Here is an 11,984-nt window from a genome sequence, read left to right as displayed (position 1 = left end):
ATCCCGCGAAGCACCTTTTATAGGGGCAGTGAAAGGTCCCTCAACGGAAACGCAGGCGGACGCGGAGTCCCTGAGCTACTCGGTCGTCGAAAGCGTGGCGCGGCACAAGGGGACGGAGGCCCTCTCGCTCGACCCCCCGCTGTACGAAGTGCTCGACCCGGACGCGCTGGACGTGCTCTTTACGGGGGAGGGCGGAATGAGGTGTGCCGGCGAGATATCCTTCGAGTACAGCGGTTGCTGGGTCACCGTGTCGAGCGATGGTCACGTGTTCGTCGAGGACGACTCGGTGAGAGAACCCCCGACCTCGTGAGGACGTCGGCCGAAGGAGGTCGCAGCTACCGGAACTAGAGCGAATCTCCCGAACCGGAGTGGTACTGGCGGGTGTACCACAGCTGCTCTCGGACTCCTCCCGGCGTCTCCCAGAAAGTCGAAGACCGAATCTACCCCTTGATCCCGCGCTGAAGACGCACGGACAAGAACTCGGGCACGTCACTCGGACTCCATCCACCCACGGGTAGCGACTCCATCACCGTGTTCGATTTATCCACCGGTTCGTTCGAACGTGAGTGCGATGCCAGTACCACGCCCCTCTTCGAGCACTTCGGGCGTTCCCCGTCATCAACGTAGTAGGGTTCGCTTTCCCGTCGTAAGCGCCGACGCCGGCATCCCTAATAGATTAGGACGCACGTTCAAGGGTGGATATCGCCAAACGACGGTAGGTTGGGTCCCGAATTGAGCGAACTTCGACAGCGTGTTCGGCGAGTCGTTACCAAACTAGGGGAGACGGGGTCCGAGCCCTCCGAGCACGCGGCGGAACCGACCGAACGCGAGGAACTCCCGTCCGAAACGACGGACGCCGAGTCGGACGGGGGCCTTCCGGACTACGACCCCAGCGAGCTATCCAGTCGACGACACTTCCTCACGGAGGTGGACCTTCAGCCGGACGAGTTCTTCACCGGACTCGTCGAGGACGAGGGTGGCACGCTCCCACAGAAGGAGTTCACCGAGTTCACCGACCTGTCGAGCTCAACGATCAGTCGCATCCTCCAGGAGATGGAGAACGACGGCCAGGTCGTGCGCCTGCAGGTCGGCAGGGAGAACATCGTCTGTCTCCCCGAGCACGTCCCCTCGGACGACGTCACCACGACCGGGGACCCCGACGATACCGACGACGCCGACGACCGTCTTCGCGTGTGAACCACCGGCACCTCCGAAACGCGGTACCCGCCGGACCCGGGCGGGGTATACCCGGTCGAGAGGGACCGGACTCCGGATACCCGCCGGACGGGGACGACTAATTCAGCTATTCGATGGACTTGCAACCGTCGCGTCGCTCGGGAATGGTGGTGTTGGAAGAATGAAGCCGTCGTCCAGTGCCGCCGTGTGGCGGCGTCTGAAGTCGGTGGTTTAGTTGCGGACGACGTTCGTCGCGCGCGGGCCTTTGGGGGCCTGTTCGATGTCGAATTCGATCTCAGTGCCTTCCGTCAGATCCTCGCCGCCGACATCCTCCATGTGGAAGAAAACGTCGTCGTCAGCATCCTCGGTGGAGATGAAACCGTAGCCGCCAGTGTCGTTGAAGAAATCAACTTTTCCGTTCGCCATTTGCAAATAAACGTACAGGGAGTACACGTAAAGGCGTTCCGAGAGTCGTGATACCACGACCGTGGGACAGCAGGTAACTCCCTTCGCTGAGTGATCCGGGCCTCCGTTGCACTGATCGGTCCTTCACCCGTCCGTGCCACCGGGTCGGTGAACCCGAGTCATCGACACGACTTGGCTTCAGACGCTACTCAACAGGGTCTCCCCTCTAGTAGTACCGAAATCTCGGTAAGTTGGATGATACTGGTTCAGCACCATGTTGGCAGCGCTTCCCGATGATTTGTGATTCCATCCCGCGCAACCCTTACGACGGGCGGGAACCGAGTTTACTCTATGGCGAGTACTATCCTGACCCGACGGACCGCATCGACAGTCGTCAAGCGCTTCCGCACGACCGCCGCCTACAACCGCCGTCAGTCCTCGACCGGGTGGGCGGCCGGCGCGGATGGCTCCCAGCTCAAACTCTCGGCCATGGCGACCGCGGTCGCCTGAGCCGAGAACGGGGAGCACCGAGCAGTACGGGCGGGGTTCGATCGGTATTTTTCGACCCCCCGTCTCACGCCGTGTACGAGCGAAAGTGGACCGCTTCGAGTAGACGATAGTCAGCGAACTCCTAGCGCCGATCTTCCGTCTGAACGATCCGGTCGCCAGCGATCGCGGCTATCCGCCGAACGTCTCCTCGATACCCGCCGAGAGCGCGTCGACCGCCTCGTCGATCTCCGCCTCGGTGACGCACAGCGGCGGGCTGACGATCACCTGGACGTCGGGGCGGCCGGCCCCGAACAGGGTGCCCTGCTCCTGTGCCGCCGACCGTACGGCTGCGACCGGGTTCTCCCCCTCCTCGGTTCCCAGGGGGTCGAACAACGGCTCGCCCGACTCGGAGTCCGCGAAGACGACGCTCCACAGCAGCCCCCGCCCCCGAACCGTGTCGACGACGTCGTACTCGTCCTCGAGGTCCCGGAGTCTGGACTCCAGGTGCGGCCCCACCTCGGCGACGTTGTCGATGAGTCCGCCCTCGTACTCCTCGATGGCCGCCAGTCCAGCGGCACAGCCGACCGGGTGGCCGGCGAACGTCTGGCCGAGGTCGAACGAGTCGGCGCGAACGGTCTCGCCGATACCCTCGTCGACGACGACGCCCGCCAGCGGGACGTACGCGCTCGTCACCCCCTTCGCGAAGGTGATCATGTCCGGGTCCACGCCCTCCGTATCGATGCCGAACCACTCGCCGCAGCGGCCGAACCCGGCGATGACCTCGTCCGAGATGAGCAGCACGTCGTACTCGTCACAGATCTCCCGGAGCCGCTCGAAGTAGCCCGGCGGCGCGGTGTACGCGCCGCTCGTCCCGGCGATCGGCTCCATCAGGATGGCGGCGACCGAGTCGGCGCCCTCGTTCCGGATGACGAACTCGACGTGGTCGGCGGCCTGTTCGGCCAGGTCCTCCGGCGAGTCGGCGTCAAAACACTCGGGCAGCGGCGGCAGGAACTTGCCCGCGCCGGTGGTCGCGGCGTGGCGCTCCAGCGTCGCGCGCGTGTCCGGGTCGCCGGTGAGGCTCCCCGCGCCGGCCGTCCCCCCGTGGTAGGACTGCCAGCGGGTGAGCACCTTCGGCGCGTCCTTGACCACCCGGGCGATCTGGGCGGCGGTCTCGTTCGCCTCGCTCCCCGAGATGGCGAAGTAGACGTCCGAGAGCGACCCGGGGGCGATCTCGCCGAGCCGCCCCGCGAGCGCCGAGCGCGTGTCGTTGTGCTTCGCCGAGGAGACGTAGGGGATCCGGCGGGCCTGCTCGGTCATCGCCTCGACGATCGCCTCGTTGCTGTGGCCGGCGTTGACGCAGTACAGTTGCGACTGGAAGTCCAGGTACGCGGTCCCCGAGTCGTCGAAGACGGTCGCGTCCTCGCCCTCGACGATCGTCGGGACGGAACTGTCCGGGTCGTACCAGTGAGGGATCGCGGTCGTATCGGTCGACCCCCCCGTCCGGGCGCGCTCGTTTGCCATGGGAACGTGTTCGACAGGGGGGCCAATAAGTGTGGGACAGTCACACGCATCGACCGGGTTCGCGGAGGCCGCCCCACCCGGAGCGTTCGTCGACGGCGAGCGCGAAGGGAGGGACTCCCCACTACAAACGGGACTTCCCCCATAGGTTGTCTGGTTTTATTCCAGACGCCCCCGAACCGCACCCATGGACCTCTACGACCGGCTGTACGAACTGTACGCCGAGTTCGACACCGAGACGTTGCGGGCCTACCGCGAGTTCGTCGACCTGTTCCCCCCGCTCGACTCCCGCGTCGCGCTCGACCGGTGGGACGAGGCGAACGCCGCGCTCGCCGAGCGACGCGCCGGCATCGAGGCCTCGGTTCCGGACGGCGACGTGCTCGCGTCGGTCGCCCAGCGTGCGGACCGCGAGGCCGCCTTCACCGCGCTCGATCTCCGGGGCAAGTACGGTCGGAGCGTGAACGCGCTCGTGCTCGACGTCGACGAGACGCTCCGGTCGGCCGGCGACACGGACAACGAGATCCCCCGCAAGACCCTCCACCTCCTCACCGAGTTCGCCGAACACGACGTCCCGCTCGTCATCTGTACCGGCCAGACGCTCGAGAACGTGAAGGGCTTCCTCGTCCAGGGGCTCGGGAACGAACTCGTCCACTCCGGGGACGTCTCCGTTGTGTACGAAGCAGGCGCGGGCGTCTTCACGCCGGGTAGCGGCGCGGACACGAAGCGCCTACTGTACGACGACCTGGACGACGACGTACGGGGGGTCGTCGACGACGTCCGCTCGCGCGTACTGCGTGAGGCGCCCGAGTCGGTCCGGCGGGGCTGCCACCTCCAGGGCAACGAGTTCAACGTCACCCTGAAACCGAACTACGAGACGGGGAGTGACCGCGCCGACGAGGTGATCGACGAGGCGATGGCGCACCTCCTCGAACTGGTCGGCGAGGCGGTCGCCGAGCGGACGGACGTGGCCGACGGCCCGGCGGCGGCCCGCGCGTTCTTCGCCGACGTCGACCCCGAGATCGAGGCGTCGCTGAAGCGGGCCGGCGCCGATGTGCCGGCCGACTCCGACGCGGAGGCGGTGCCGCTCCTCGAACGGCTGGCGGTGGCGCTCTACCGGGCCGACGCGGCCGAGTTGGCCGCCCACGACCTCGACAAGGCGGCCGGGGTGCGGGCGGCGCTGGACGCGCTGGGGATCGAGGACCCGTTCGTCTGCGTCATGGGCGACAGCAAGTCGGACCTCCGCGTGATGGAGTGGGCCGCCGAGGCGAACGCCGGCATCGCGGCGGCGCCGGCCCACTCCTCGGACTCCGTGCTGGAGCACGTCGAGGCGACCGACCAGCTCGTGTTCGCCCCCGGCGGCGCCGACGAGATCCTCCGGACAGTGTACGCGCTGAACCGGCTGGTCGGGCTCGACGATTAATCGGCGGCGGTGTTCTACTGACGTCGAATATCGTATCGACGGTTTACTTTCGTCGATTGTTCAACTGTATAGGGGGGCGTAGTGACCTCTAGGAAGGGACGGGACAGTTCATTCCCGATCGTCAATTTGACTGTTCTTGTTTCTCGTACGGAATTTAACTCGTTTGTGTACCTCAAGAGAGCGTGGTGAATTTGTCACTTGCCAGTAAACCGCGATGAAGATTACAGATTTGTGCGTATTTTGGGTCTTTCCCGATATCTGTATCGTCGGAAATGCATTCGTTTCCTCTATTCAGCTACACGACTACAGTGACGCGAGAAACCAGAGCAGAACGACCACCACCATGGCGATGGCGGTTGCCCACATGACCCACCCAATGATGTTCAATCCACGTGGTTTCTCGGAGAGACGCAACTCCATCGACAGAAAATTGCCAATTACTTGATATAGATACGGGGTTTATTTCGCCGACCGTGTTGTTTCTTCTGCCCAGACTTCGGTTTCGCTCCGTTCGACAGTCCACTTTTTGTGGGCTGGTTCATCGGTGACGAGAGCGACACTTTCGTATCAGGGGGGCAGAGACAGGTTGCATGGAAATGGGGAGCCGCACCGCGTTCGTTCGGGCTCAGCTAGCCTGGATGCTGGCAGCGACGCTTGTTCTCTCCCTGTTGGGGGCACTTTCATACGAGTTGTTCTTCGTCGTCTCGCTCATCGGTTTCCTCGTCGTCACCGAGCTCACCGCCCCAGTTGCTGTCGGGCCGGCCTGGCGGCATCGGCTCAGGTGGCTCATCGCGATCGGACTGGTCGTCTTTGGGTACGTCGTCATCCGACGGATACTCGCGATTCTGCCGGCGGGGGTGATCTGAGTGGACACGTGGTCGGACTCGATGGGGGTCCCGCACGCGGTACTCCTCGCACTAGTCGCCGCACTCTGTCTCTCGATCATTGTCGCAGGGGTAACGTCCGCGGCCGCCTTCGGTGCGTACAATGCCAAGTGGGATGGCGCCTCGCAACTCCGCGGTATCGCTGATGGAGAGGATACGACGGCGACGGTCGTGACGAACGTTTCGGAGTACGGAGAGGTCGACCCCAGCGGGACGGTCGCGATCGTCCTGGCGCCCGAAGAGCCGTATGGGCCCGCGGACCAGGCAGTCCTGAATCGATTCGTTCGGGAGGGTGGAACGCTGCTCGTCGCGGAAGACTACGGGTCGACTGGGAACGAACTTCTCGTTGGCGTCGGGGCGTCGACACGCGTCGACGGACGCCCGCTCCGGGACGAGCGACGATACTATCGGAGCCCCGCGTTTCCCGTCGCCGACGGGGTCGGCAACCACCCGCTGACGGCCGGTGTCGACGGAATCACACTCAATCATGGGTCGGTGCTCACCACGGAGAACGGCACGGCAGTCGCTTCCGAGGCGACGCCCGTGGCGAACTCGTCGGCGTACGGGTACCTCGATACGAACGGCAACGAAGAGTTGGACCAGTCGGAATCCCTGCAGAAACGACCAGTGGTCGCGGTCGAATCGGTTGGCGATGGGCAGGTGATCGTCGTGTCGGATCCGAGTGCGTTCATCAATACGATGCTTGACCGACCTGGAAACGCCCAGTTCGTCGCGAACGTCATGGGGGCACACGACCGCGTCCTGCTCGACTACTCTCACGTCACAGGCCAACCGCCGCTCGTGGCGATCGCACTTGCGTTACAGAAGTCGAGCGTTCTCACGGCACTGGTGGGGGTTCTCGGACTCCTTGCCGTCGCGATACTCGGAAGCGGCGCCACCTTCTGGCGCCGTCTCGTGGCCACGTTCGACCTTCACAGCTCACGCGGGCGGGTGTCAGGGACACAGGGTGTCTCGGGAAGGACTAGACTCCATATCGACGAGGCGGCATTGGCAGCATCCCTTCGGGAACGCCATCCCGAATGGGATGAGGACAGGGTCGATCGTGTCATAACAGCTGTTATTGCCCACCGTGGGCGAGGACGTGACGATGAGTGACGTAGACGTCGACCCAGCGGCCGTCCATGCAACGATTCGCGAGGAGGTCGGGCGGGTGTTGATCGGGAACGACGACGTGCTCGAGGGGATCACGATCAGCATGCTCACCGGCGGTCACGTCTTGCTCGAGGGAGTCCCTGGCGTCGCCAAGACAACCATCGCAAACCTCGTCGCGCGGGCGACCGGACTGGAGTACAATCGGATCCAGATGACACCGGACATCCTCCCGGCGGACATCACCGGCACCCACGTCTATCGAGAGGGAACGGGAGCGTTCGAGCTCCAGAAGGGGCCGGTGTTCGCAAACATGGTTGTTGCCGACGAGATCAATCGCGCGACGCCGAAGACCCAGTCCGCGCTCCTCGAGGCGATGGAGGAGGCGAACGTCACGATCGAAGGCGAGACGCTCCCACTCCCCCAGCCGTTCACTGTCATCGCGACGCAGAACCCGCTGGAGATGGAGGGAACGTTCTCCCTCCCCGAGGCGCAGCGCGATCGCTTCCAGTTCAAGCTCACTGTCGACCTCCCGGACCGGGCGATGGAACGCCAGCTTCTCGATCGATTCGATAAAGACCCGACCCTCGGACCGGAGACCGCAGGGCAGGTGGTCGACAAAGCAACGTTCCTGGCCGCCCGTGAAGCGGTCGAGGAGGTTCACGTCTCCGAACCGGTCCGGGAGTACATCCTCGATATCGTTGCCGCAACGCGCGACTCCCCCAACGTCGAGCACGGTGGGTCCCCCCGTGCGACCCTGGCATTCCTCAATGCCGGCAAAGCACGGGCAGCGATCCGGGGCCGTGACTACGTCATTCCGGACGACGTGAAGACACTTGCGCGTCCAGTGCTCGCCCACCGACTCGTACTCTCCACGGAGGCGGAGCTCGGCGGTGAGTCCCCCGTGAACATCGTCGACCGGCTCGTCAACACCGTCGACGCGCCGAGCAGTGTCCCGTCAGCCGAGTCCCCACAAGAGGCCGACCAGAAACCTGCAGAACACGATTCGAACTAACTGAACGTAGTCCCTCGCTAGTGCCTCTCGTCCCGTCTGGCCGCGACCTTCGGGTTGTTATTTCCGTTCAATACTCCTCATAGTGGTTGGGTTGGCAACTCTCTCGATGGAGATAAACAGCGCCTCGCCACAAAATGCGTCACTGCTTCCTCAGTCTGAGTGCTACAAACACCACGATCGCGGCTGCAGCGAGGAGTAGCTCCGCCTGGATTTGGGGGGTGAGCGTCATAGCGAGGAGTCGGTTCCAGGGTGCGACCCCGTCAGATCCGTACTCGATCGCAGGGAGGAGCGGCCACGCGAGATACCGGATACGCCAGACCCCACCGGCGAGAAGCGCTCCATACGAGTCCGCCACGAGATGGGATAGGTAGCCTACCAGTAGCGGAAGACGGTACGCAGCCAGAATGGACCGCGACAGGTGGAGATCCTGCCTGGCGCGCGCAATACTGACGGCAAGCCGGACGCCTGCGGTAGCGACGAAGACGACGACGAGCGAGTGGGCCAGCGACCTGCCGCTGGGGAGAATTCCGGCGTACCCGAGCGGTTTGTCAATGAGATCCGGGAGTTGCGTCGCGAACGCGAGCACGGCAAGGGACCGCCAGTTGGCTGGAAGCGATCGGTCAGTCCACGCCACGACTGCCACGTAGCAGAAGTACCCGACTGCCAGGTGCCCTACTGGCCACATTGCCTGACCGTGTGTTGGCGGGCGATCCGGCGCCTCATTCGGGCACCGCCTCATCTGCGGCGCCTGCGTCTCGGCCCTCGGTGGGAGCCGGCTCCGACTCGTCAGCCCAGTTGCACGTCACTACGAATCCAGACTCGGTGGTGACCGTCTCGGCAGTGACCGGGGTGTTGAGGCCGACAGCCATCCCGACGGCGAACAGCGACGAGATCGGATCGTCGAATCGGGCCGACGAGTTGAACACCGGCTCGGTGACCCTGAGCGTCGCCCGGCCGTCTTCATCGTCCACGTCGGCGACGGTGGCGTCTGCTAACTCGAACACGTCAACGATCGCGTCACCAAGTTGTGCTGCCAATGCAGCCGGGTCATCCGCAACGGCGCCCGTGGTTGACTGCTCGAACTCGCGGTAGAGCGGGACCCCTGTTGGGACGAGCCCCAACCCCCGCGACGCTGGATTCTCGGTGATGATGAACGTCGATTCAAGTTCGTCCGGCGGTGGGACCTCGTACGCCGATCGATGGGGGACGAACAGCCTGGCTGGGCGGGCACCCGTGAGTGGTACGTACACGCTGTGGTCGCTTAACCCGAGTTCGTCGGCGACCGCCACTTCGTTCGTCGCGAGCGCGCCGTACACGTCGCGCCCGACGGAGGCGGCAATGAACCGTTCGGGGGTGAGATAGTACGTCAGGGTAGCCCCGAACAGGCCGATCGCGCCGAGGATGAGCAGCGTGTCCCGGACGCCAGGGAGCAACGCGCCCGCTGCGACGCCGATCAGTCCGACGCTTGCAAGTCCAATGGCCGCCCGACGGTACTGAGACTGCCGAGCGCGCACGTACTCCGCTCGGAGTCGTTGATTCTCCTCGGCCAGCAGGTCGAGCTTGGCGCGGAGTTCGACGACCTCCTCGGCCGCGGCCGCCTCTGACGGTCTCCCTCCGGACTCGTCCACATCAGCCACGTCAGTACTCATACGAGCCACCACCGGTTGTGAGTACGAACCACACGGCTATCACCTGTATTCGCGTGTAGAGGGGTCAAGCGCGCGTAACTCACGTCCGCGTGCGATCGACTATGCGGAGTCACGTCCCACCTCTCATCAATGGTGCGTCCGTCGCATCCGCAGGAACGAGGTCGAGTACGACAAGTTCGTACCGGTGGAGGGCGTAGCCTGTCATGGCGACACAGCCTGCCAGCGTACTGGCGACAAGCCACAACGAGGCAGTCGAGGTGTCGGCTAAGATGATGACTGCAGCGAGCGCGATGGACGAACACCCGACGAGCACTGCATCACGAGTGGTCGGTCGGTCGACGAGCGGCGTCGCGAGCAGCGGGGCAACTCCCAGTTCGACGAGGAGGAGGTCGACACCTGTAGGGCGACCAAGAAGGAGGACCGCCACTAGGTGGGCGATCAGGATGCCGGCAACCGGCCCGAACAGAACGGCGAGAAGGCCGCTCACGACGCCACCGAGGGCGCCAAGCGGACCCGCAAGCACACCGAGGACAAGCGACAGTACCGTCGTGCCGATGACGGGCGCTGGCGTGAGCCGATACCGTCGCGATGCAAGCCGACTGAACACGATGGGCCGTTGCTATCGAGTGGCTTAGACCTGTCCGTTCAGTGCCGCGCTGTCTCCCTGACTTGTCGACCCAATCGTCGCACATCACGTTGGGTGTGGGTTCTGGGGCGGTAGCGTTGCGCCCGGACTCAGAGGCTCACTCACCGACCTGTCGTCAGCAAACTCGGGCTAGTCTCGGCAGGATGGTTCTCCAACGGTCCTTATTGAGCTCGCCTCCGTGCGGCCAGGAGCGCATCGAGCCGGTCGCCAGGTCCAACTTCGAACGCCGTAACACGGGGGAGTCGGTCGAGTTCTCGTCGGAACTCCTCGAAGTCGACGTACCGAGCGTACGCGGCCTCGATGTCGTCGAGGCCGCGCTCTTCGAAGAGCACCTGTGGGGTGAGAAACACGAGTGCGAACCCCCCATCGTTCGTCGCGAGCCTGACAGCTTCGCGGAGCCGGTCGCGGTCAGTGTCGTCGGTGAGGATCACGAGCCACGTCGTGCCCCGGACGTCGACGCGGACCCGCCGAATCGTCTCGTTCAGTGGATCGCCCGCCAGCCGCTGGATGTACGGATCAGCAGCCTCGAAAAACGGTGAGAGACGCGTCGCAAACAGTGAGCTGTCCCCATCCAGTCGTGTGGCGCGCTCACGGGCGACAGTGGGACGGAGCACCCCGCTCCCCGGTGGTGAGTCCGTTGTCGGCAGTGCTGGCGATCCCGTCGGCGAGAGCTGTCGCAGTCGGTCACGGATGCCAGCATATCCGGCTGCCCCGGTGACTGGCGAGATCTGCCCCGTCACGCCATCGTCGCCGACAGTCCAGCAGCCGAGCGGGTCGGCAGCCGCCTCCGTTGTCGCAGTAAATCCGAGCGCGACTTCCCGGGCATACTCGAACGCGGTCTCCCCCGGTTGTCCGGCGGTCATCCGCGAACGGTGGTCGACCACCATGACGATCTGACGATCAGTCTCCGCCTCGAACTCCCGGACGTACGGTGTGTGTAGCCGGGCGGTCGCCTTCCAGTCGATACGATCGAGCGCGTCCCCGGGGAGGTACTGCCGCAGCTCCGCTGGCGTGAGACCGGTGCCGCTTCGCCCCGCAGGGTGTTCGCCGTACCGGGACGCCACCTTCTCGCCGCCCCGGCCGACGGTGACGTCCTGGGGTTCCCGAGCGTCGACGTGGAGTGTGACTGGCTCGCCCCGCTCGAACGTCTCCGCGAACAGCCCGTCGGTGTCGGTTACCGTCACCGTCGCCGGTGGAACTGTGTACCGGCCCGCTGTGGGGAACGACCAGGCGAACGTCGTCGCGGCTGCGGTTTCCCCGCGTGGGACGTCGACAGTTCGGGCATCCTCAGCGGTGGCGACTGCCGCGACAGGAACGGGGAACGAAAGCCGGACGGGGGCGGGGGCAGGGTTCGCAAGCCGGACCGTCGCGGTCACCCGGACGTCTTGCTCGATGAGCACGTGATACTCGATGGGGCGGACATCGACCGACAGGTCGGAATGGACCGCCCGGATCGAGTGGTATGCGGCGTACTGACGGGACAGTAGCCACGCGCCGACTGCCGCACCGGCGAATAGGAGCAGCGGTCGCTCGGAGACGACCCCGAGAAGGAGGACCACCAGCCCCGCGGCGGTGACCGTCCACGTGCGGCGTGTGGCGCGCATGGTCGGCTGTTACCACGGGTTGACAAATGTGGTTCGCTTCCTGCCGAGTCCTCAACTGGTTATTGGCA

General features: G+C 64.8%; 13 protein-coding genes. 7 read left to right on the top strand and 6 right to left on the bottom strand.

What is annotated here, in order from left to right:
- Nucleotides 1-28 precede the first annotated feature (28 nt).
- A complete protein-coding gene (locus HUG10_RS07740; RefSeq protein WP_179169022.1) occupies nt 29-310 on the top strand; it encodes a HalOD1 output domain-containing protein in 282 nt (93 codons plus the stop codon).
- Between the two features lie 617 nt (nt 311-927).
- Nucleotides 928-1,197: a helix-turn-helix transcriptional regulator gene (locus HUG10_RS07735; protein WP_179169021.1), complete on the top strand. Its 270-nt coding sequence runs from the start codon at nt 928-930 to the stop codon at nt 1,195-1,197.
- Between the two features lie 210 nt (nt 1,198-1,407).
- Here HUG10_RS07735 and HUG10_RS07730 read toward each other — a convergent pair whose 3' ends face one another.
- On the bottom strand, nt 1,408-1,602 hold the full coding sequence (locus tag HUG10_RS07730; protein ID WP_179169020.1) for a cold-shock protein: 195 nt from the start codon (nt 1,600-1,602) through the stop codon (nt 1,408-1,410).
- 330 nt (nt 1,603-1,932) lie between these two features.
- Here HUG10_RS07730 and HUG10_RS07725 point away from each other — a divergent pair, with 330 nt between their 5' ends.
- Complete coding sequence (locus HUG10_RS07725) at nt 1,933-2,091, top strand: hypothetical protein (protein ID WP_179169019.1); 159 nt, start codon at nt 1,933-1,935, stop codon at nt 2,089-2,091.
- Nucleotides 2,092-2,259: 168 nt separating this feature from the next.
- Here HUG10_RS07725 and HUG10_RS07720 read toward each other — a convergent pair whose 3' ends face one another.
- Entirely contained in the window at nt 2,260-3,591 is a 1,332-nt protein-coding gene (locus tag HUG10_RS07720) for an aminotransferase family protein (RefSeq protein WP_179169018.1), read from the bottom strand.
- 184 nt (nt 3,592-3,775) lie between these two features.
- Between HUG10_RS07720 and HUG10_RS07715 the strand changes: the two genes are divergently transcribed.
- The 4 genes from HUG10_RS07715 (at nt 3,776) to HUG10_RS07700 (ending at nt 8,017) form a co-directional block, all read left to right on the top strand.
- Nucleotides 3,776-5,008 carry an HAD family hydrolase gene (locus HUG10_RS07715; protein WP_179169017.1) on the top strand — a complete coding sequence of 411 codons (1,233 nt, stop codon included), beginning with the start codon at nt 3,776-3,778 and terminating at the stop codon, nt 5,006-5,008.
- Nucleotides 5,009-5,598: 590 nt separating this feature from the next.
- The gene (locus tag HUG10_RS07710) at nt 5,599-5,874 is read left to right on the top strand and encodes a hypothetical protein (protein WP_179169016.1); all 276 of its coding nucleotides are present in this window, start codon (nt 5,599-5,601) and stop codon (nt 5,872-5,874) included.
- A 21-nt stretch (nt 5,875-5,895) separates the two neighbouring features.
- On the top strand, nt 5,896-7,008 hold the full coding sequence (locus HUG10_RS07705) for a DUF4350 domain-containing protein (RefSeq protein WP_179169015.1): 1,113 nt from the start codon (nt 5,896-5,898) through the stop codon (nt 7,006-7,008).
- Nucleotides 7,001-8,017, top strand: a complete 1,017-nt coding sequence (locus HUG10_RS07700; RefSeq protein WP_179169014.1) for an AAA family ATPase — start codon at nt 7,001-7,003, stop codon at nt 8,015-8,017. The genes HUG10_RS07705 and HUG10_RS07700 overlap by 8 nt, the downstream gene beginning before the upstream one ends.
- Before the next feature lie 139 nt (nt 8,018-8,156).
- Here the strand turns inward: HUG10_RS07700 and HUG10_RS07695 are convergent, their stop codons facing one another.
- The 4 genes from HUG10_RS07695 to HUG10_RS07680 form a co-directional block, all read right to left on the bottom strand.
- The gene (locus HUG10_RS07695; protein ID WP_179169013.1) at nt 8,157-8,702 is read right to left on the bottom strand and encodes a metal-dependent hydrolase; all 546 of its coding nucleotides are present in this window, start codon (nt 8,700-8,702) and stop codon (nt 8,157-8,159) included.
- Between the two features lie 34 nt (nt 8,703-8,736).
- Nucleotides 8,737-9,666 carry a hypothetical protein gene (locus tag HUG10_RS07690; protein WP_179169012.1) on the bottom strand — a complete coding sequence of 310 codons (930 nt, stop codon included), beginning with the start codon at nt 9,664-9,666 and terminating at the stop codon, nt 8,737-8,739.
- A 109-nt stretch (nt 9,667-9,775) separates the two neighbouring features.
- The gene (locus tag HUG10_RS07685; protein WP_179169011.1) at nt 9,776-10,273 is read right to left on the bottom strand and encodes a hypothetical protein; all 498 of its coding nucleotides are present in this window, start codon (nt 10,271-10,273) and stop codon (nt 9,776-9,778) included.
- 200 nt (nt 10,274-10,473) lie between these two features.
- A complete protein-coding gene (locus tag HUG10_RS07680; RefSeq protein WP_179169010.1) occupies nt 10,474-11,916 on the bottom strand; it encodes a DUF58 domain-containing protein in 1,443 nt (480 codons plus the stop codon).
- Between the last annotated feature and the right edge of the window lie 68 nt (nt 11,917-11,984).

This window comes from Halorarum halophilum (assembly GCF_013401515.1).
Taxonomy (GTDB): Archaea; Halobacteriota; Halobacteria; order Halobacteriales; family Haloferacaceae; genus Halorarum; species Halorarum halophilum.
The sequence above is the reverse complement of the archived record's forward strand: the minus strand, read 5'-3'. Positions and strand labels throughout refer to the sequence as shown.